Annotated in this window: 17 protein-coding genes; 14 read left to right on the plus strand and 3 right to left on the minus strand. The window is 39.8% G+C overall.

The annotated features are described in order from the left end of the window. Nucleotides 1-66 precede the first annotated feature (66 nt). Nucleotides 67-2,421 carry an accessory Sec system translocase SecA2 gene (gene secA2, locus V7122_RS01685; protein WP_335525612.1) on the minus strand — a complete coding sequence of 785 codons (2,355 nt, stop codon included), beginning with the start codon at nucleotides 2,419-2,421 and terminating at the stop codon, nucleotides 67-69. A gap of 380 nt (nucleotides 2,422-2,801) precedes the next feature. Between secA2 and V7122_RS01690 the strand changes: the two genes are divergently transcribed. From V7122_RS01690 to V7122_RS01755, 14 genes are all read left to right on the plus strand, one after another. Further along, nucleotides 2,802-3,860 carry a glycosyltransferase family 4 protein gene (locus tag V7122_RS01690; RefSeq protein WP_335353276.1) on the plus strand — a complete coding sequence of 353 codons (1,059 nt, stop codon included), beginning with the start codon at nucleotides 2,802-2,804 and terminating at the stop codon, nucleotides 3,858-3,860. A 149-nt stretch (nucleotides 3,861-4,009) separates the two neighbouring features. Then, complete coding sequence (locus V7122_RS01695; protein WP_335353277.1) at nucleotides 4,010-5,122, plus strand: DegT/DnrJ/EryC1/StrS family aminotransferase; 1,113 nt, start codon at nucleotides 4,010-4,012, stop codon at nucleotides 5,120-5,122. A 157-nt stretch (nucleotides 5,123-5,279) separates the two neighbouring features. Beyond that, nucleotides 5,280-6,023: a hypothetical protein gene (locus V7122_RS01700; protein WP_335525613.1), complete on the plus strand. Its 744-nt coding sequence runs from the start codon at nucleotides 5,280-5,282 to the stop codon at nucleotides 6,021-6,023. Further along, on the plus strand, nucleotides 6,016-7,026 hold the full coding sequence (locus V7122_RS01705; protein WP_335525614.1) for a Gfo/Idh/MocA family protein: 1,011 nt from the start codon (nucleotides 6,016-6,018) through the stop codon (nucleotides 7,024-7,026). The genes V7122_RS01700 and V7122_RS01705 overlap by 8 nt, the downstream gene beginning before the upstream one ends. A gap of 61 nt (nucleotides 7,027-7,087) precedes the next feature. Next, nucleotides 7,088-8,401 (plus strand): nucleotide sugar dehydrogenase, encoded by a 1,314-nt coding sequence (locus V7122_RS01710; protein WP_335344508.1) that lies wholly within the window; start codon nucleotides 7,088-7,090, stop codon nucleotides 8,399-8,401. A 149-nt stretch (nucleotides 8,402-8,550) separates the two neighbouring features. Continuing rightward, complete coding sequence (locus tag V7122_RS01715) at nucleotides 8,551-9,282, plus strand: acyltransferase (RefSeq protein ID WP_335344509.1); 732 nt, start codon at nucleotides 8,551-8,553, stop codon at nucleotides 9,280-9,282. Between the two features lies 1 nt (nucleotide 9,283). Next, nucleotides 9,284-10,708: a lipopolysaccharide biosynthesis protein gene (locus V7122_RS01720; RefSeq protein ID WP_335525615.1), complete on the plus strand. Its 1,425-nt coding sequence runs from the start codon at nucleotides 9,284-9,286 to the stop codon at nucleotides 10,706-10,708. Between the two features lie 19 nt (nucleotides 10,709-10,727). After that, nucleotides 10,728-12,320 (plus strand): asparagine synthase C-terminal domain-containing protein, encoded by a 1,593-nt coding sequence (locus V7122_RS01725; protein ID WP_335525616.1) that lies wholly within the window; start codon nucleotides 10,728-10,730, stop codon nucleotides 12,318-12,320. Next, nucleotides 12,317-13,375 (plus strand): non-hydrolyzing UDP-N-acetylglucosamine 2-epimerase, encoded by a 1,059-nt coding sequence (wecB, locus tag V7122_RS01730; RefSeq protein ID WP_335525617.1) that lies wholly within the window; start codon nucleotides 12,317-12,319, stop codon nucleotides 13,373-13,375. Before V7122_RS01725 ends, wecB begins: the two co-directional genes overlap by 4 nt. A gap of 10 nt (nucleotides 13,376-13,385) precedes the next feature. After that, nucleotides 13,386-14,762 (plus strand): O-antigen polymerase, encoded by a 1,377-nt coding sequence (locus V7122_RS01735; RefSeq protein ID WP_335344513.1) that lies wholly within the window; start codon nucleotides 13,386-13,388, stop codon nucleotides 14,760-14,762. Nucleotides 14,763-14,872: 110 nt separating this feature from the next. Next, nucleotides 14,873-15,979 (plus strand): glycosyltransferase, encoded by a 1,107-nt coding sequence (locus V7122_RS01740; protein ID WP_335525618.1) that lies wholly within the window; start codon nucleotides 14,873-14,875, stop codon nucleotides 15,977-15,979. 35 nt (nucleotides 15,980-16,014) lie between these two features. After that, nucleotides 16,015-17,097 carry a glycosyltransferase gene (locus V7122_RS01745; protein WP_335344515.1) on the plus strand — a complete coding sequence of 361 codons (1,083 nt, stop codon included), beginning with the start codon at nucleotides 16,015-16,017 and terminating at the stop codon, nucleotides 17,095-17,097. Beyond that, nucleotides 17,094-17,957, plus strand: coding sequence for a UTP--glucose-1-phosphate uridylyltransferase GalU (galU, locus tag V7122_RS01750; protein ID WP_335353287.1), 864 nt, complete (start codon nucleotides 17,094-17,096; stop codon nucleotides 17,955-17,957). The genes V7122_RS01745 and galU overlap by 4 nt, the downstream gene beginning before the upstream one ends. Before the next feature lie 14 nt (nucleotides 17,958-17,971). Next, the gene (locus V7122_RS01755; protein ID WP_335525619.1) at nucleotides 17,972-19,213 is read left to right on the plus strand and encodes a glycosyltransferase family 4 protein; all 1,242 of its coding nucleotides are present in this window, start codon (nucleotides 17,972-17,974) and stop codon (nucleotides 19,211-19,213) included. Nucleotides 19,214-19,236: 23 nt separating this feature from the next. On the opposite strand, the gene V7122_RS01760 is transcribed toward V7122_RS01755, so the two are convergent. After that, nucleotides 19,237-20,565, minus strand: coding sequence for a SpoIID/LytB domain-containing protein (locus V7122_RS01760; RefSeq protein WP_335525620.1), 1,329 nt, complete (start codon nucleotides 20,563-20,565; stop codon nucleotides 19,237-19,239). Nucleotide 20,566: 1 nt separating this feature from the next. Next, nucleotides 20,567-21,283, minus strand: coding sequence for an SH3 domain-containing protein (locus tag V7122_RS01765; RefSeq protein WP_335525621.1), 717 nt, complete (start codon nucleotides 21,281-21,283; stop codon nucleotides 20,567-20,569). Nucleotides 21,284-21,332: the final 49 nt, after the last annotated feature.

Genomic DNA, 21,332 nt, shown 5'->3' on the forward strand with positions numbered 1-21,332 from the left:
TAGTATTTTGTATAAAAATGAATGGTGCGGTGGCCCCAATGGAGGTCACCGCTAGTATGGCTGTATTTACTCAGCTAAAAAATGGTGAATATACAATTTTGCCTGCTTAGCAATTTGGGCATCCAATTCCGCTAAGAAGTGCAAGAATTCATCGTACGCTTCACGAGCATATAATCGGTAAGGATCTTCCTGTCCATAGCCGCGAACGCCGATATCTTCTCTCATATGGAACAGCATTTCCATATGGACAATCCATGAGTGATCTAAAGTCTGCAAGTACATATTCTTGATTTGAACTTGGAAATCTTCGTTAGCCTCAAGCTTATCTAATAACTCTAGCTGATTTTTAATTAGCTCGTCTACTTTGCCTTGGATGACTTGCTTTTCGGCTCCTTTTAATTCGGAAGCTGGGAAAGGAGGAGTTCCGAAAACAAGTGTTAGCTCTTCATAAAGACTTTCAGTTGGCCAATCCTCCTCTATTACATGTTCTGGACAATATTTTTCAAGGAGTTTTTGTACATGATTATTTAGCGATTCCTTCAGCAGTTCATTAAAATTAGAAATCGTAAGTAAATCATTGCGCTTCTTATAAATGATTTTTCTTTGTTCGTCAACAATGTCATCGAGCTTCAATAAATGGTTTCTAGATGAGAAATGCGCACCTTCAACCGTTTCCTGCACCTTCTTAACGAATTTAACAGGGTTTGGTGACTGGACAAGACCAGTTTCATCGAACTTCATTTTTTTCTTCCATCTGTCCATTTCCTCTTTATCATAGCTATGGAAAATATCATCTTCTATAGAAATAATAAATTGAGTGGAGCCGGGATCACCTTGACGGCCTGCACGTCCTCTTAGCTGCATATCAATCCGTGCACTTTCATGAAGTTCAGTTCCGATAATTTGAAGACCGCCTAATTCCCGTACCCCTTCTCCAAGAAGAATATCGGTTCCGCGTCCAGCCATATTCGTGGAAAGCATCACTTTATTTTTTTGCCCAGCTTGAGAAATAATAAGGGCTTCGTCTTCTTCGGTTTTGGCATTCAAAATCTTATGCTTAATATCTGCTTTCTTTAAATAAGAAGATAAACGCTCAGATTGTTCAATCGATGATGTTCCAATTAAGACTGGGCGTCCCAGTTTATTATGCTTGCTAACTTCTTCAACAATCTTCTTCACTTTCGATTCGTAATCATTATAGACTAATGGTTCTTCATCTTGGCGAGCATTCGGTTTATTCGTTGGAATCGCGACAACCCTTAAATTATACGTTTCCCAGAACTCTTGCTTCGCAGGAATCGCACTGCCCGTCATGCCAGAGAGGGTCGTGTACATTCTAAAGTAATTTTGAACGGTAATCGAAGCTTGTGTTTGATTTTCTTCCTTAATCGTTACGCCTTCTTTTGCTTCAATTGCCTGATGAAGTCCATCGCTGAATGTACGGCCTTCCATAATTCTGCCTGTATATTGATCAACAAGCATCACTTCATCTTTTTTAACAATGTAGTCTACGTCCTTGCGCATGACCACATGGGCTCTTAATGACTGCATAATGTTATGAAGCAGTTCGCGGTGCTCAGCATCATAAAGGTTCTCTATTCCGAAAGCCTCCTCGAATACATTCGCTCCATTATCAGCCAATACGATTTGCTTCGTTTCAGGGTAAAATTCATAGTGATTGCTATCTTCAAAGTCTCTGACAATTTCAGAAGTAATTTGAAAGAGTTCGGTAGCAATATCAGATTTACTAGCAATAATTAATGGCGTTCTAGCCTCATCTATTAAAATACTATCGATTTCATCGACAATTGCATAATGTAATGGTCGTTGCACTTGATCTTCAAGACGTGTGACCATGTTGTCCCGTAAATAATCAAATCCGAACTCCGTGCCTGTTCCGTATGTAATGTCTGCATTGTAGGCATCTTTCTTCTCGGATTCTGATATTTGGGAAATGTTTAAACCAACTGTTAGTCCAAGGAATTTAAAAACTTTTCCCATTTGCTCAAAGTCACGATTTGCTAAATATTCATTGGCGGTGATCACATGAACGCCTTTTCCTTCAAGTGCTTTTAAGTAACTTGGAAGTGTTGCGACAAGTGTTTTTCCTTCACCTGTTGCCATTTGAGCAATGCCGCCATCTAAGAGGACAAGTCCCCCGAGTAATTGCACATCATAATGACGAAGGTTGAGAACGCGTTTGGATGCTTCACGGACAATTGCAAAGGCTTCTTCTTTTAAATTGAATATCGAAACGCCTGACGCAATTTTCTCTTTAAAGTATTGCGTAGCTTCTTTAAGTTCTTCATCACTGAGTTTTGAGACATTCGCCTCTAATTCATTAATGTTTGCAACATGTTTATATAGACGTTTTAGTTCGGCAGAATCTTCATTAAATACTCGCTTCATTAAAGATAGCATGTTGTTCTCTCCTAAAACTTTTTTTCTAGCTAAATTATAACATATAATGTAGTATAATATAATTTGGTCGAAAAACGGCAGTTAAATTTTTACAGATTCTATTATTCTCTATTATTTGAAACCTTTTTCGAGAATATTCGTCAATTTTAGAGGATAATGCCATTTTAGGGCGAAATGTTATAAAGACTTTTTTATGAAAAAGGTGATAATATAGTAAAGTTATCAAATGTTGCTATTCTGTAATATTTGTAAAAATGAAATTAATTGAATTCTTTTGTATATATGTTAGGATTAATCTGAATTGGTATAGAATAAAACTTGCTTTTTCGAGGGATAATACTTGCCTCTAGCAGGATTACTACGAATACAAGGTGATACTATTGGAGATAAAATTTATCGCTGCCTTTCTAGCGGCTATAGTTACATCCTTACTGATAACGCCCCTTGTCATAAAATTAGCCATTAAGATTGGCGCTATAGACAAACCGAACAAAAGGAAAGTGCATTCAAAAATTATGCCTAGACTTGGCGGTTTGGCCATATTTGGAGGGGTAGTTGCAGGCTATTTTGTCGGTGGGCTATACAATGAAAAAATTACCGGAATTACAGTTGGTGCCATTATTATTGTGATTACCGGCATTCTTGATGATAAATATGAATTATCAGCAAAGTATAAGCTTCTTGGCCAGCTTCTTGCTGCTGGTGCTGTTGTGGGAAGCGGCTTAACTATTGATCATTTAACGATCCCGTTTTTCGGAACGTATGATCTTGGATTATGGACCTATCCAATTACAGTTTTTTGGATTGTGGCCATCACGAATGCGATTAATTTAATTGATGGACTTGACGGTCTTTCTGCCGGAATTTCAGCCATTGTAATTGGTACAATTGCTTTTATGGCTGGAATTGCAGGGAAACCGATGATCTTAATGCTATCGCTTATCTTACTAGGCAGTACGTTAGGCTTCTTGTTCCATAATTTTCATCCGGCAAAGATCTTCATGGGAGATACGGGAGCCTTATTTTTGGGCTATTCGATTTCCGTCCTTTCTTTGCTTGGACTATACAAAAGTGTAACGTTATTTAGCTTTATTGTTCCAATCATCATATTAGGTGTTCCTGTTTTCGATACAACTTATGCAATCATTAGAAGGATTGTCAATAAAAAGCCAATTTCTGCTCCAGACAAATCACATTTGCACCATCGTCTGCTTGCATTAGGGCTATCTCATAGAAAAACCGTATTATGTATTTACGGTTTCGGAATTGTTTTCAGCGTAAGTGCCATACTATTCTCAACAGCAACACTTTGGGTTAGTATTTTCCTCATCTTCGGCCTGCTGCTAATTTTTGAACTGCTGGCTGAAGCGATTGGCCTAGTCCATGAAAAGTATCAGCCTGTTATTAAAATGTATCGTAAGGTTACTGGACGACAATAGGATAGGCCGTTTGTGGACGCCCGCAAACGGCTTTTTTTGAAAAGAAAAATCGAAAAGTGTCAAAAAACAGTAACGAAATTTGTCTGCATATCGTCTATTATGTGATAATATAATTTAGTATTTCATCTAGAAAGCTGGAGGAAATGAGTATGAACATTCCAATGTTAGATTTAAGTGAACAGTATCAAGAATTAAAAGAAGAAATGTTAACAGCCTTAGACCAGGTTATGAGTTCTTCCCGATTTATTTTGGGTGATAACGTTAAAAAGCTCGAGGCTGATGTAGCTGAATTTAGTAATGTTAGTCATGGGATTGGCTGTGCAAATGGCAGTGATGCGATACATATTGCTCTTCAGGCTGCAGGTATCAAGTCTGGTGATGAAGTCATCACTACTCCATTCACATTCTTTGCTACAGGCGGATCTATTGTTCGTGCAGGTGCGACACCTGTATATGTAGATATTGACCCGGTTACATTTAATATCGATCCTGCGAAGGTAGAGCAAGCTATTACAGACAAGACAAAAGCGATTATTCCAGTTCATTTATATGGACAAATGGCAGATATGGAAGAGCTTCGCAAAATTGCGGACAAGCATAATCTGGCCATTATCGAAGATGCTGCCCAAGCGATTGGCGCAAAACAAAATGGAAAGACGGTCGGTGAATTAGGAACTGCTGCTACATACAGCTTCTTCCCGACAAAAAATCTTGGTGCTTACGGTGATGCTGGAATGATCGTGACAAGTGACGATCAAGTAGCTGAGAATTGCCGTGTCATCCGCGTGCACGGAAGCAAACCGAAATATTACCATCATGTATTAGGCTATAATAGCCGTCTAGATGAGCTTCAAGCGGCTGTCCTAAATGTGAAGTTTCCTCATTTAAATAAATGGAGCGAGCTTAGAAGAGAAAAAGCGGCTGTCTATACACAGCTACTTAATGATCAATTAGGTGATCTTGTAAAAACTCCAGTCGTAAAAGAAGGAAATTACCATGTTTTCCATCAGTATACGATCCGTGTAGAAAAACGTGATGAGCTTCAAGCGTTTTTAAAAGAACAAGGCGTACAAACGATGATTTACTACCCGCTTCCGCTTCATGTTCAGCCTGTATTTAAAGATTTAGGTTACCAAGAAGGAGATCTGCCTGAATCCGAAAAGGCTGCAAAAGAAGCGTTATCACTTCCAATGTTCCCAGAACTAAAACAGGAGCAGCAGGAATATGTTGTAGCTAAAATCAAGGAGTTTTACAACAAATAAAAAACCGAATGAAACGTCGCCGAAAAGGGGGCGTTTCTTTACTTGCCAGTAAGGCTGGCTAATTCCCGGCTTTCTTCTAACTCATAGAGATCGGTTGGAACATTTTTAGCTGGGAATCAAAGAATATTGATAAATTTTAAAAGGAATGGTGGTCCTGTTGGCAGAACAGAAAAGGTTTGTATTATATGAATACCTCGTATTCTTTTGGAAAAAGAAGGTTTTCTTTTTAATTATTCCTCTGATTTTTACTCTATTAGGATTTGGAGGCTCATATTTAGTTCCTAAAGACGGAAAATATGTAGGAAGTGCAACGGTTTTTACTGGATCCATAAAATTAAAGGCATTAACGAATCCGATCAGTATTGAGGCTGAATATGGCAAGGATGTCCATGGTGTCATTGATACTTATGTATCAAGTGAAAGCTATATAAAAATTAAAATTTACGATGATAACAAAGAACGCCTTGAGCAGGATCTTCAAAAGATGACGTCAGGTGTTGAAAAGGCACTTTTGGAAAATTTTGACCTAAGATCTAATACGACAAAAGCCGCTATAGTCCTGAATGAAAACAAGCTTGATGCACTTGACGGTGTATTAAGCTCAAGCAGTGCGAAATTAGAAAGCAATAACTTAACAATTGATGAAACATCACATATTACTAGTCTACTTGAATACACAGAATTTGAAATGGCTTCAACTTCAGCTTCTATTCAAAAAATGGAAGGTGATTTAACCTTTTTCGAGCCGCCTTCCATTGTTAGTCAAGACGTGAAGACAGTGGACACCTATAAATTGGAGTTTTCATTAGCAGGTCTAATTTTGGGAGTTTTTGCGACTTTCTTAATCCTTATACTTTGGAACTATATTAACGAGGCCCGGAGGTATTACAAACATGATTAATTTTGCCATCGTAGGAATGGGGCATATAGCAAACAAACATATTGAGGCAATTGAAAAAGCAGAGAATGCAAATTTATTTGCTATTTGCGATACAAATCCTGCACGTTTGGAAATGGATAATTCAAATGTGAAAAAGTATACCGATCTTCAAAAAATGCTAGAAGAAAACCCGGAAATCCATGTCGTCAATATTTGTGTACCATCCGGCCTGCATGCCCGATTGACGAAAATTGTAGCGGAAAACGGAAGACATATTATTGTAGAAAAGCCGATGTCATTAAAGCTTCAGGATGCTGAAGATATGATTCAATACGCGAATGACCACGGTGTGAAGCTAGCTGTCGTTCATCCAAACCGTTTCAGACCAGCGATTCAGAAGTTAAGAGAGCAAATGGATGCAGGTGCCTTCGGGGAACTAAGCCATGCGAATGCAACAGTTCGCTGGAATCGTAATCAAGCTTATTATGATCAGGCTGAATGGAGAGGAACGAAGGAGTTTGATGGCGGTGTTCTAATGAATCAGGCCATTCATGATCTTGATTTAATGCTATGGCTAATGGGTCCAGTTGAATCTGTTCAGGCTATGGCAGCAACCCGTCTGCGAAAAATTGAGACAGAGGACGTTGCGGCGGCTGTTGTCCAATTTAAAAATGGCGCACTAGGCGTCATTGAAGCAGCGACAACCATTTATCCGAAAAACTTGGAAGAGTCCCTTGCGATTTTCGGCGAAACTGCATCTGTGAAAATTAGCGGTCGAAATGCTAATTTCATTGAAACATGGGACATTGAGGGAGTATCTGAAGAGGATGCGGACAAAATAAAAAATGAAATTAAAGCAGATCCATTTGGGAAGCCAGGGCATCAATGCATCATCGAAGATATGGTGCTTGCTGTGCAAGAAAATCGTAATCCAATTGTAACTGGCGAAGACGGTCTTGCTCCTGTAAAATTAATACTGGCCATTTTAGAATCAGCCGAAACAGGGAAAAAAGTCGTTCTATAAGTGAAACTTCATTAAGTGGCAGCCTTGCTGCCCGTAATCTGCTCTAAAAGGAGAAATAAAGATGGACGTATATACATCATTATTAAATAAAATTGAAAAGAAAGAAGCTGTCATTGGAGTAGTCGGACTAGGTTATGTTGGTCTGCCGCTAGCAGTTGAAAAAGCAAAAGCCGGCTATAAAGTAATCGGTTTTGATGTGCAGGCAGCGCGTGTTGAGCAAGTAAATATGGGAATTAACTATATTGGAGACGTTGTGGATCAAGATTTAGCGGATATGATCAAGAACGGTCATTTGGAAGCTACTACTGATTACGCTCGAATTCAAGAGGTTGATGCTGTAGCTATTTGCGTGCCAACACCACTTGATATTTATCAGCAGCCGGATACTTCTTATGTGAAAAGCTCATCTAAAGAGATTGCGAAATATGCACATGAAGGCATGCTTGTTGTATTAGAGTCCACAACTTACCCAGGAACAACAGAGGAAATTGTAAAGCCAGCTCTTGAAGAGAAAGGCTTTAAAGTTGGAGAAACTGTGTTTGTTGCGTATTCACCAGAGCGTGTTGACCCAGGTAACAAGCAATTTAAAACGAAGAATACCCCAAAGGTTGTAGGCGGTATTACCGAAAATTGTACGAAAGTGGCAGCTGCCCTTTATCGAAATGTCCTTGAAGGGGATGTACACGAAGTATCTTCTCCAGCTATTGCTGAAATGGAGAAAATCTTTGAAAACACGTTCCGCCACATTAACATTGCCTTAGCGAATGAAATGGCGATTTTATGTGATAAAATGGGCATCGATGTATGGGAAGTAATTGATGCAGCGAAAACAAAGCCTTACGGATTCATGGCATTCTACCCAGGTCCTGGTTTAGGCGGTCACTGTATCCCAATCGACCCATTCTATTTAACATGGAAAGCGCGCGAATATAATTACCATACAAAATTAATCGAGCTTGCAGGCGAAATTAATAACAGCATGCCAGAATACGTCATTACACGTTCAATGCAAGTTCTAAATGAAGACGGTAAAGCTCTTCGCGGTGCAAAAGTAGCTGTCCTTGGTGTAGCTTACAAAAAGGACATTGACGATGTTCGTGAATCACCAGTTCTTAAAATTGTTGAGCAATTAGAGCACCATGGCGCTGATTATACTGTGGTTGATCCATATGTAAAATCATTCAGATCATGTGATCAGCAAGTTGAAACAGTCGAGCTGTCAAAAGAGCTATTAAATGAGGCAGATCTCGTATTAATAACGACCGATCACACAGATTTCGATTACAACATGATTGCGCAAGAGAGCAAAGTCATTTTTGATACGCGTAATGCATTGAAAGGTATTGAAAAGCCGAATAAATATATTAAATTGTAATAGATATCGGCCACTCTAGCGATATATCCGCGACATCGGCACAGATATCCGCCACTTTGGCGAAATATCCGCGACATTGGCATAGATATCCGCTAATTTAGCGATATATCCGCAACTATATTATTAAAGGTAAAGGGAGACTTTCGAATATGAATTATATTGATCCTTCCGCTCAAGTAGATCCATCCGTTCAAGTTGGACATTTTTCGGTTATTGAAAAAGATGTGAAAATCGGTAAAGATGCCATCATCGGTAACCGTGTAACGATTCACGAAGGTACAATCATTGGCGACAACACGACAATTGCCGATGGAGCAGTTGTTGGGAAGCCGCCAAAGCCTGCTAAGACTAGTACGGTTAAGCTTTCGGCTTCAATCCCGGCACTGGAAATCGGGGAAGAAGTGACAATTGGGGCGAATTGCGTGATCTATCGCGGCGCCAAAATTGGTTCGAGCACGCTGATTGCGGACCTTGCAAGCGTTAGAGAAAATGTCGAAATCGGTAACCTTGTCATTGTGGGCAGAGGGGTAACCGTAGAGAATTATGTGAAGATTGGCGACCGGACAAAAATTCAATCTAACTCTTATATTACAGCTTACACGACTCTTGAAGAGCAAGTATTCATTGCTCCATGCGTAACAACGACAAATGACAATTTTATGGGCAGAACGGAAGAGCGCTTTGATAAGATCAAGGGCGCCCATGTGAAAAAAGGAGCTCGTGTTGGCGGAGCCTCCATTATCCTGCCTGGAATCACAGTGGCAGAAGAAACATTTGTGGCTGCAGGTGCATTAGTCACGAAGGATACAGAGCCTAAGACATTGATTAAAGGAGTTCCTGCTAAGTTCACCAAAATGGTAGACGAGCGGGAGCTATTATAGGGTGTTCGCCCAAATTAAGCGTTTAGGAGCGGATTCGCTCCTTTACGCATTTATGAACGTTGGTACGAAGCTGATTGCCTTTATCATGCTTCCTATCTATACTTCTTTTCTTGCCCCTGCGGAATATGGGGTAATAGATTATTTGGATCGGATTACCTCGATGCTTACCTTCTTAGTCATCTTTGGCACCGATTCGGCTCTCGCTTTTTATTACTTCGAATCGGAGGATAAAAAGAAGAAGCTTGATTATGTTAGGTCCGTCATGACCTTTAGACTCCTGATTGTTCTTATTATTGCTATCGTCTTTCTTATCGGCGGCCAATGGCTGGCTCAACTGCTTTTAGATGATGCCGCCCTCTATAATTTGCTCTACATTGCCATTGGGGTTATGGCCTTGGATACCGTCATCGCCTTAATCTTAACGGTTCTTCGGTACGACTTTTTTACAAAAAAGGTCGTTATCTTTACGATATTGAAAATGCTCTTAATTGCAGTCTTTTCCTACGGATTTTTAGCTTATGTCAGCCCTACAATCGATGGCATTTTATATGGACGGCTGATCAGTGTAGCCATCGTTGCTGTGCTGTTAATCAAGCCTTTATTGAAATTCATTAAATTTACCTTTAATAAAAAGCTATTAAAGGAAATCTTAATCTATGCGGCACCGCTTGTTCCGGCATCTCTCGCATTCTGGGTGATCGTCAACGCGAATTCACTTCTATTAGAAAAGTTTACTTCTTTTCACGAAGTAGGTATTTACGGGTCAGCGGTAAAGTTTGCTTCTTTAATAACGCTACTTACGAGCGGTGTGCAAATGGCTTGGAGACCTTTTTCAATGTCACTAAAGGACAAAAAGGACAGTCCCGTTTTATTTGCGAAGCTCTACTATGCTATCCTGTTAGTAGGAACCATTGGTGTTTTAATGGTTGCCACACTTATGCCGTGGATTATTCGCATGTTAAGCAGCGAATATCATGAAGCCTATCAGTATGTTGCGATTTTGTCGGCTGTTACCTTCCTGAATTTTTTCTATATGATTATTTCAGTTGGCATTTTCTTTACGAAACAAACGAAAATTATTTCGTACGCGTTTGGAATGGCAGCCGTTGTGAATATTATTTTAAACATAGTATTAATCCCATCGTTTTCGATTTGGGGAAGCGTTGCGGCTTATTTGATTTCCTATATCGTGGCCATTACGTATATTTTCTTTAAAAGCCAAAAGCTATACCATGTGCCTGTTTCATTTGGCAAAATGACTTTTTTATTCATAACCTCTCTATTAGCTGTGATCGCGATTGTCTATATTCAAGAGAGCAGCATCCCTGATCTCAATATCATTTTTGCTTGGCTTGGATTTATCGTTGCCATCCTGTTATCGCGGGTGGACAAAGATTTATTGAAAAAAAGATCAAGGGCAATTTAATGTAAAATAGGTGATCCGTTTGTTCTATGAAGTTAGAATTACCAATAACAGGCTCATAAAAGAAATTTCAGTTCCCTTTGGCCATGCTTATTTTGGCGGCTATGTGATTTATCAGGGAAAATATTATCATCAGGATAATATTCAAGATATCCTAGAGGCAAACTTTTTTGAAAAACATTTACAAGATTTAATTGGGGAGTTTGTTTTTATTCAAGCTGACCAAAATGGAATAACAGCGATTGTCGATCGGAAGCGCAGTATTCCGCTTTTCTACTATAAAGAAGGATCTCGCTGGATTGTGACAGATAAAATTGCTCATCAGCAAGATCGGATGCTGCAGAAGACCGCTGCAAAAGAGTTCCTTCTTACAGGGTTTACCGCGAATGAAAAAACACTTTATGAAGGGGTATACCAAATTGAAGCCGGCTCTTATATTCAAATCGATGAAGCGGGAACAGTCGATAATCATGAATACTACCAATTTTACCACCATCCGGAAAACAAGGAGCTCGAGCAATTCAGTGAAGAGCTTCAGGCGGTTTTCCATGCGGTATTCAATGATTTAATCAAACGTTTGATTAATAAGGTTCCGATTTTGCCATTGAGTGGCGGATATGATTCGCGGATTATTGCTATTATGCTGAAGGAATATGGGATTGAACATATTGCTTCCTTCACATATGGAAAAAGGGAAAATAAAGAAGCTCAGGTAAGCCGTGATATCGCCCAGCGACTTGGATTAAAGTGGGACTTTATTGAGTACAAAAAGGATGATTGGCATCGCTGGTATCATTCTCAGGAATGGAAGGACTATGTTGATTTTGCTGTGAATGGTTCGTCCATGGCCCATCTTCAGGATTGGCCAGCAGTAAGGGAGATTGTTACGAAACAGGATGCAGATTACGTCTTCATACCAGGGCATTCCGGCGACTTTGTAGCAGGCAGCCACTTAGCCTATGAAATCACGGTGGACCGTGAATTTACGGCTGACGATGTTGTACAGTTTAACCTTAATAAGCATCACAAGTTATGGGAAATGGGACAAGGGCTTCACTCATCTGCTACAGACGTTATAGCTGAGATGAAAAGGTCATTCAAAGACCTCCCGTATCAAACAAATGAGCAGGCAAGCGCCTTATTTGAATACTGGGATTGGCGAGAGCGGCAGGCAAAGTTTATTATCAACTCTATTCGAGTGTATGAGTTTTACGAAAAGGGATGGGATATTCCGTTATGGGATGACCGGTTAATGGAGTTTTTCAAAACAGTCCCTGTTGAATATCGCTTCAAGAAGTACTTATATGATTACACATTGAACAAAATGTATCCGGATTATTTCCCTGAGCCTGTAAAGCCAGTTGGGAAGGAGACATCTTTAAAACAGAAATACGGTGTCTTCTATAATACGGCGAAAAAGCTCTATAACAAGAAAAAGCTTTATCAGCAATACTATACAGAGCCTATGGAATGGTATGGGATTTATAAGACATATCCTGAGTACGTGATGGCTTTGTCTTTCAAACATAATGGATACAAATATTCACAGCCTTATAATATTAATTCATTTTTAGCAAAAGACTATATTCAAAGCTTGAAAGGTGAATTTAAATGAAAATACTAACGATTCTTGGCGCAAGGCCACAATTTATTAAAGCAGCACCGGTATCAAGGGTTTTAAGAAAGCATATGGATGAGAAAATCATTCATACGGGTCAGCACTATGATGCAAATATGTCTGATATTTTCTTCGAAGAGCTTCATATTCCAAAGCCGGATTATCATCTTGGTGTCGGATCTGGCAACCATGGCAAGCAAACAGGCGAAATGCTTGCGAAAATTGAAGAAATCGTATTAAGCGAGAAGCCAGATTATTTAATGGTTTATGGGGATACGAACTCTACGCTAGCGGGCGCACTTGTGGCTGCTAAATTGCACGTTCCTGTTGTTCATATAGAAGCTGGATTAAGAAGCTTTAACAAGAAAATGCCGGAAGAAATTAACCGCATCATGACGGATCATGTTTCAGAATTCCTATTCTGCCCAACAGATACAGCGGTTAAAAATTTAACAAACGAAAATATTACCCGCAATGTGTTTAACATCGGGGATGTCATGTACGATGCTGTTCTGTATAACCGTGAGCTAGCAAAGGAAAAATCAAATATCCTAGCTGAAGCTGGATTAACTTCGAAAAATTATCATTTAATTACGATTCATAGAGCGGAAAACACTGATGATCTGCAAAATATGAAAAATATTTTAGAAGCCTTTTCGAAAATTGAAGAGGTTAAGGTGTGGCCAATTCATCCAAGAACGAAACATAAATTGGCTGACTATGGTTTAAATCTCGAAGATGTTCCAAACTTAAAAGTCATTGATCCTGTTGGCTATTTAGATATGTTAACTTTAGAAGCTAATGCGAAGAAAATTGTAACCGATTCTGGCGGCGTTCAGAAGGAAGCCTATTTCATGCAAGTACCTTGTGTGACAATCCGTGAGCAAACGGAATGGGTAGAGACCTTAACAGGGGAAGCCAATATCCTTACAGGCACAGATACTGAAAAAATCTTAGCTGCCGTTCAAAAAGAGGTTCATCCTGAATATAAAAAAGTGTTCGGTGATGGTCAGGCTTCAGAAAAAATTGTTGAACTTCTTAACAAAAAGTAGGTGCTGACGAATGTTGGCTTTCACGATATGGGTGATCGTATTAATTGTTTCCATCAAACTATTTTCTAGCGTGTCTGGGAGCCTTTCCTTTACGAAACCCAATTTAAATTCATTAATCTTTTATTACTCCTTGTTTGTTTCCTGTTATATCGGAAGCCTGCTGATTGCTTTAGACATCGATCATTATTATATGATTAACAAGCTTGATCATGATGTTTATCGCTATATCGGCTTCGGAGCGGTATCCTTTGTCATGATTATGCTGCCGCTTACGATGTTTCTTGTCAGCAAGCTGGCTGGGTTTGATGCAAAAAAGGAATTCAATGACTATTTGAAAAAACCAATTGAAGAAACGTTTAATCAAAAAAATGAATTTTACTTGTTATTTCTAGGCCTCTCGATGATTTGTATGCTGGCCGTTGCCTATACGCTTTTAAAGACGAATCAAGTACCGATCTTCTCCCTTTTAAAAGGGAATCTTTCGGAATTAGGGTTACAGCGGATTGAAGCAGCAAGGAACTTTGGTGGGAATGTATTAATAAGAAATATTTTCGCGATTGCTTTGACACCGCTTCTATCGTTAATTGCGTATGTATATGCGGTAAAAACAAGGCATTTGAAATGGATCTTTTTATTCTTCGCCCTTTTTGTCAGTGCATTGGTGATTAGTGTATATGACTTATCGAAATCACCGATTATTTTCTACATCATTATGTTTATATTTGTAAGACTGTATGTTGGCAAACTGGTGTTAAAGTGGCAGAAAATAGTAGGCTACACGATTAGTGGAGCAGCAGTCATTGTTGTCATGTATGTTTTTATCCAAGGTGTAAATGATCTGGACAGTTTTCTTAACTATTCATCCGGACCAATCGGACGAATTATTCTTGCTCAAATTTCGCCTACTTTCTTGCATTTGGATCTTTTTGGCCATTCCATCCCATTTCTTAATGGCAGGAGTCTTCCGTCAATTATTATCGAAAGGTTTGATATGGAGCAGGTCCGTTCCGCGAGATTGGTAATGGCGAATGCTTTCCCGAACCGGATTGAAGATGGGACTGGCGGAGTGCTGAATACGTTATTTATTGCTGAAGCTTATGCGAATTTCGGCTATTTGGGAATTATCCTAGGCACGATTTACGTGGGGGTTCTCGTTCAGCTTATCTATATCATTTTTATCAGACTGCCAAAAAATCCTGTCTTTTTATGCCTGTTTATTTATTTTTCCATTAATATTCCGCGGACATTAGTAGGTGGATTTACAGATTTTCTATTCAATCCCATTTGGATTTTCATCACTTGCCTATTCGCGGGAATTCTATTGTTTATTAGACTTCGTTTGGATTTATTCGCTTACTTTTCAAAAAGAGGGTCTGTAAAGTCCTAATGAAAAATACTGGTGGGGCGAAAATGCTTTAAGAGCCTAGTTAAAGGATACGGCTTGGCGTTTATCCCTACTCTTGTAAAGCAGGCAACGAACGATAAGGAGAACATATAATGAAATCAGTTTTGCTTTATTATCCTTTTGAAATAGCTGAAAATGCGAATAGCGGTTCCAAGCTTCGACCTAAGGAAATGTATAAGGCGTTTCAGGAATGGGGAGCGAAGGAGAATATCGAAATTCTTCTCTTGTCAGGAAATTCTTCTGCGAGGGAAACCCTTTTTGAACAATGGAAGGCAGAAGGGAAGCTTGAAAATGTTTGGTTTTGCTATATGGAAAATCAAACGATTCCTTTCTGGCTGACAGATAAAGGGCATATTCCGAAGAAGCCGTTGATCGATAAAAAGGTGATGAGCTATTTAAAGCAGCGTCATGTGCCTGTTGGCGTTTTCTATCGTGATGTATATTGGAAGTTTGATGAGCTTTATCCGTTAAAAGGTGTTAAAAAGACGGTTATGCAAACCATTTATCGGATGGAGGAAAGGTTTTATAACAAGTATTGCCAAGTTATTTTCTTGCCTAGCGATGCAATGGGGAAGTATGTTGATATTCAAAGAGAGAAGATTTCTCTCCCGCCAGGCGGCAAGAAAGTGGACGTAGTGAAGAAGGAAAAGGATTCTCAGTTCGCGCAAGGTCTTTATGTCGGCGGTATTAATAATGAAGATTACGGATTATTTTTGCTGCTGGATGCACTAGAAATTGCGAACAAGCAGGAAAAGGTGTCCGAATTGACGATTGTTTGCCGTGAGGATGAATACAAACAATTGCCCGAAGAGAAAAAGGCTCGCCTGCAAGAGATGGATGTAACCATTCAGCACGTAAGCGGCGAAGCATTAAATGATCTTTATCGTGAAATGGACTTTGCCTATATTCCTAGATATCGGAGCACGTACAATGATTTCTCTGTTCCTGTTAAGCTTGTTGAGTACCTCTCTAATGAACTGCCAGTGGTCGCCACATATTGTCAGGCTCAACGAGAGATAATAGAGTCAGATGGGTACGGAATTATTTGCGAGGATAAGCCTGAGGATATGGCAAGAGCCATTAAAGAGATGGCCCTTAAGGCTACAGGATATCGGGAAAACATTCAAAAAACCTTTTTGCAAAAGCATTCATGGACTGCTAGGGTGGAAAAAATTAAGAATGCCTTAGTAAAAGAGTAGTTTCGAGGCGCTAAAGCGCATTTACAGGAGGATTTATGAAAGTATTAATTTTGGCTCCAAGCAGATCGATACACACGCATAAGTGGGCCTTATTTTACAAAAATAACGGGATAGAGGTTAAGGTTGTTACCTTTGCGGACCATTATTCTGAAGAAAATGCGAAGGAAATTGATACGATTACACTTCCAAAGCTTTTACCGGGGAAGCTATCTTATTTTTCAAGCGTTTTTGCCCTTAAGAAGGTGCTAAAACAATTTAAGCCCGATATTTTCCATGCCCATTACGCCTCAAGCTATGGCTTTGTCGGAGCACTTGCGAATTATAAGCCTTTTTATTTGTCTGTATGGGGAAGAGATGTTTTTCAATTTCCGCAGCAGGGCAGTTTAAATCGGAAAATGGTTGAATATACTTTGTCGAAAACGGATGTGATTGGTTCTACAAGTCATATCATGGCTAAAGAAACGAATAAGTATACAAACAAAAACATTTTTGTTACGCCATTTGGAGTAGATATGGCGAAGTTCAAACCTCTTCCAGGCTTAAAATCTGAGGACCATATTACGATTGGTACGGTAAAGGCACTCGAAGATAAATATGGGATTGCTGATTTAATTCATGCCTTTGCAGACATCTATAAGAGTAAAAGCAATGCAAGGCTGCTCATTGTAGGGGATGGCCGTCAAAGAGATGAATATATCCAATTAACCCGCGATTTGAAAATTGAAGATGTCACTACTTTTACTGGACGGGTTCCAAATGACAAGGTTCCGGAATATATCAATAAAATGGATGTATTTGCTGTCCCTTCAACAGAGGATAGTGAGAGCTTCGGTGTTGCGGCGGTTGAATCGATGGCGTGCGGAGTACCGGTAGTCGTTTCTAATGTTGGCGGATTGCCTGAAGTCGTTGTTGAAGGCAAGACTGGATACGTTGTACCGAAGGAAAATCCGAATGAGTTAGCAAAAGCCATCCTTTCTTTAGTTGAAAATAAAGAAAAGAGCAGAGAAATGGGGCTAGCAGGAATAGAGCATGTGAAAGCTCATTATAATTGGGTAGATAATGCCAATGGAATGCTAGATCTATATGAAAAAACCTTGAAAGAGGGGATGAAATCATGATTAAAAAGGCGGTAATTCCTGCTGCAGGGTTGGGGACTAGATTTTTGCCGGCAACAAAAGCACAGCCGAAAGAAATGCTTCCAATCGTTGATAAACCAACGATTCAATATATTATTGAAGAAGCCGTTGAATCGGGGATTGAGGATATTATTATTGTAACGGGAAGAAGCAAAAGGGCGATTGAGGACCATTTTGATAAATCCGTAGAGTTAGAAATGCTGCTTGAAAGAACTGGCAAGCATGATATGCTCGAAGTTGTCGAGAATATCTCTAATCTCGTTGATATACATTATGTTCGCCAAAAAGAGCCGCTTGGCCTAGGACATGCTGTGTTATGTGCGAAGAAGTTTATCGGAAACGAGCCTTTTGCGGTATTGCTTGGTGATGATATCGTTGATAGTGAGGTTCCGGCTCTTAAACAAATGATTAATCAGTATAATCAAGTTCAGTCCAGCATATTGGGCTGTAATGAGGTACCGCTTTCAGAAGTAAATAAGTATGGAATCGTGAATTACTCAGAAAAATCGGGGGACCTTTATAAGGTAGAAAGTTTGGTTGAGAAACCAGCGATTGAAGAGGCTCCATCTACACAGGCGATAGTGGGGCGTTATATTTTATCACCAGCCATTTTTGAATTGCTTGAAGAGGTAGCCCCGGATAAAAAGGGTGAAATTCAGCTTACGGATGCGATTGATCGTTTATTAGGAAAAGAATCGATTTATTCCTATATTCTTCAAGGAAAGCGGTACGATGTTGGGGATAAATTTGGTTTCTTACAGGCATCAATTGATTATGCTTTAAAACGTCCAGATCTTAAAGATAAGCTGGAAGCGTATATTAAACAGTTAAATGTGAACTAATTGGAGATGGGAAAATGAGAGTGATTTATTTATGTCAACATTTTCCCCCTGAAACAGGTGCTCCGCAAATTCGTGTGTATGAAGTAAGTAAAGAGCTAATTAGCAGAGGACATCAGGTGGAAGTGATTACCGCATTTCCTCATCACCCTCACGGAATTATCCCAGAGGAATATCGAGGAAAGTTTTATATGTTTGAAGAGTGGGATGGGATCCCTGTTCATCGTTCTTGGATTTACCCATCTCCAAAGGGAAGCTTTTGGAAGCGGCTTGCTTCTTATTTTTCCTTCACCTTTAGTGCCTTTTATTCCATTATGAAATCCAAGCCAACCGATGTGATCATCTGTAATTCCCCGCCGTTATTTCTTGGGATTACGGGTTACCTCGGTGCGAAAATGAAGCGGGCTAAGTTTGTCTTCAACATTGCGGATATTTGGCCGGAATCAGCGGTGGAGCTTGGCATTTTGAAAAACAAAAGCTTTATCCGGATGGCGGAGATCCTTGAAAGATTCTTATATAAGAAGTCGTGGAAAATTGCGACTGCTACTGAAGGTATTAAGGATTATATGGTTCGAAAGGGCAAGGATGAAGCAGATGTGTTTCTTCTTCCGAATGGAGTAAATACAGATACCTTTTTGCCACTTCCAAAAGATCATGAACTGCTAGAGAAAATCGGCATTCAAGGGAAAAAGGTATTTATGTACGCAGGTGCTTTGGGCTATGCTCAAGGATTAGATTCTGTATTGGGGGCAGCTCTTATATTAAAGGACAAGCTTCCAGATGTACATTTTCTCTTCGTTGGAGACGGTCAGGAGCGAGAAAAGCTGCTGAAAATGAAAGAGGATTTTCAGCTTGATAATGTGACGTTCTACGGTTCCGTTCCTGTCTCGGAAATGCCAAGAATGTTCTCGATTTGTGATTATAGTGTTGTTTCGTTAAGAAACATTGAACTGTTTAAAGGAGCAAGGCCATCGAAAATTTTCCCTGCTATTTCTTCAGGGAAACCCGTTTTATACTGCGGGGATGGAGAAAGTGCTGCCATTTTGGATGAATATCATTGCGGTAAAATTGCTCCGCCGGAAAACCCAGAGGGAATTGCGGCTGCCATTGAGGAGCTAATGAAAGTATCTGATGATGAGTATCAAGCCATGAGTGAAAATGGACGCAAGCTTGCGATTGAGCAGTATTCATGGAAGAGCATTGTCGATGATATTCTGGATAATATTGATATGAAGCGAAAAGAAAAAGCCAATTCCTGATTGTGGAATTGGCTTTTAGCTTATTATCGAGATATCGTTGTTCCCTGGAAGTAATGAGTAAGGATTTGCTCGGCAGTCCAGCCTCTTTCCGCAAAGCCTTTTGCACCGTATTGGCTCATGCCGACTCGGTGGCCCCAGCCTTTCCCGTTTAGTGTAACAGTTGTAATGTTTCCTGTTCCTTCGTTCGTCACGACACCGTTCGCCGTTTGAATGGAAACTTTTGAATCCGTCAGTGTGACTTCGCCATTTGCTGTTTGCACTTTTTGCCCTTTCAAATCTCCAAGAGCGGACGTTCCGCTAGAAGTCTGTACAGAAATATTTTGCGAAGCAGAGCCATTAAGCTGAATATCGAACCAGTTGGATTGCAATTTATTATACAGCTGTACGTTGTTCAGCGGAAAATAGTTTCGAATAATTGATTCATTTCCCGTTACGGTTTTATCCCCTACAGAGGTTTTTATTGTAATGCCTCTTACTTCTCCGTTAGCACCTGTTTTTGATAAGGCAATGTCATAGATTTGTGCTGATAGATCTGTGAATCCAAAAGATTTTAGCAGAGTTTCAGCAGGAAATGTTTCTGTCCAGTTACTGAATGGGGATGACTCATATGGGTCATCTACAGAAACTAGATATGGAAAATGCGCTTGGTTCGAGTTCCAAACATCACCAACATTTGCCGTTCTGCCGCCGCTAGTGGAAAAGAAAAATGTTTGGATCGGCTTGCCGTTATATTTGACTAGCATTCCCTCTGTTTCCTTAATGGCCGCATTCGTTCTTGCATCTTCACCAGAATAGCCTCGATATACTTGGCTAGCTGCGGTGCTTGTCAGCATCAACGTGTTGGCAGCATAGCTTCTTGCTGAAATTGCTTGAGCCTTCAGTGCTTCCTTATGAAAGGAGGCAGGCATTTCACTCGGGACAACACCCTTTAAATAATCTTCCATATCAAGAATGTTAATGATTTCGACCTTGTTTCCATTTGGCTTTAAAAAGAAGCTTCCTCTATATGTAGTGCCATTGCTGACTCTTACAAGAGATGTACTCGTGCTGATTTTTTCCTGTAAATTAAAGCCTGTTATAGAATTAAGGCTATTCCCATTGAAAGTGACATTTACATTTGAACCGTCCATTTTAACGGTGAGAACTGTGCCTTGTGGTATTTCTGTGATTTCAGCAGTATCTTTGTTGCTTAACTGATAACTGCCATTTGCAGTTAGTGTAACACTAGCTGCCAGATGTACAGATACATTTACTTCCTTCGGATAATTTACTAGTTCAGCTGCTTTTGAGTCTGTTGGAAGATAGACTAGGAGCAATAGTATACTAGCAATGATAGAAATGAATTTCTTCAACTTATTTCACCTCGCTAAGAGATCCGGATACCCATCCTTTTACTCCAGCAGAAGTTTCAGCATTGTACCAAACTTCTCCTTTTGCGTTAGTAAATGTTGAAATATATTTCAAAGTTGTTCCTTTTTTCAGCGTTTCGATGACGGCATAGCTAGTCGTGGCACCTTTACGCAGATGAACATCTCCAAATGTAACGACCTGTGTCGGTCCGCTAGTGCTCGGTTTGGTTACAGAAACCTCATTCGAAAATACCCATCCCTTTACAGTAGCTGAAAGTTCGACACGATACCAAAGGCCTGTTGAGGAAGTAAATTGATCAATGACCTTCAAGGATGTTCCTTGTGTTTTTGTAGCGATGACTTTATAGATTTTCGTTGCGCCGGAATGAATATTAACCGATGCATTGGCTACATAAACAGCCGATGGAAGTTCTCCGTTTGCCGGTGGCTGAGTCGTAGTTGGCGGTGGCGTTACAGGATTAGAACCTAGTTGAGAAATCTGAGCTTTCATACTATTAATCTCTTGCTGTTGTGAATTAATCTTATTCTCAAGCTCAGTCATTTTTGTCTTCATTGGATTTAATTGAGAGGTTACCCAATCCACACTGGCTAATACAACATTGCTAGAAGCGTTCATCGCCTGTGGAGTTGCCAATACAGCGCCTGCTCCAATGCTAAGTGTCAATGCTCCAGCAACAATTAATTTTTTAGACCGGTTCATTTATTTTTTCCCCCTATGTATGTAATAGTTTTATAAAAAAAAATTTGGG

It is taken from the genome of Bacillus sp. JJ1532 (assembly GCF_036965085.1).
Lineage (GTDB): Bacteria > Bacillota > Bacilli > Bacillales > Cytobacillaceae > Cytobacillus.

Excerpts from the sequence above, each read along its gene's own strand:
- galU (WP_335353287.1), top strand. The coding sequence starts at position 17,094 with ATGATTAAAAAGGCGGTAATTCCTGCTGCAGGGTTGGGGACTAGATTT.
- V7122_RS01695 (WP_335353277.1), top strand. The coding sequence starts at position 4,010 with ATGAACATTCCAATGTTAGATTTAAGTGAACAGTATCAAGAATTAAAA.
- V7122_RS01710 (WP_335344508.1), top strand. The coding sequence starts at position 7,088 with ATGGACGTATATACATCATTATTAAATAAAATTGAAAAGAAAGAAGCT.
- V7122_RS01705 (WP_335525614.1), top strand. The coding sequence starts at position 6,016 with ATGATTAATTTTGCCATCGTAGGAATGGGGCATATAGCAAACAAACAT.
- V7122_RS01745 (WP_335344515.1), top strand. The coding sequence starts at position 16,015 with ATGAAAGTATTAATTTTGGCTCCAAGCAGATCGATACACACGCATAAG.
- V7122_RS01765 (WP_335525621.1), bottom strand. The coding sequence starts at position 21,283 with ATGAACCGGTCTAAAAAATTAATTGTTGCTGGAGCATTGACACTTAGC.
- V7122_RS01715 (WP_335344509.1), top strand. The coding sequence starts at position 8,551 with ATGAATTATATTGATCCTTCCGCTCAAGTAGATCCATCCGTTCAAGTT.
- V7122_RS01735 (WP_335344513.1), top strand. The coding sequence starts at position 13,386 with ATGTTGGCTTTCACGATATGGGTGATCGTATTAATTGTTTCCATCAAA.
- wecB (WP_335525617.1), top strand. The coding sequence starts at position 12,317 with ATGAAAATACTAACGATTCTTGGCGCAAGGCCACAATTTATTAAAGCA.
- V7122_RS01740 (WP_335525618.1), top strand. The coding sequence starts at position 14,873 with ATGAAATCAGTTTTGCTTTATTATCCTTTTGAAATAGCTGAAAATGCG.
- V7122_RS01755 (WP_335525619.1), top strand. The coding sequence starts at position 17,972 with ATGAGAGTGATTTATTTATGTCAACATTTTCCCCCTGAAACAGGTGCT.
- secA2 (WP_335525612.1), bottom strand. The coding sequence starts at position 2,421 with ATGCTATCTTTAATGAAGCGAGTATTTAATGAAGATTCTGCCGAACTA.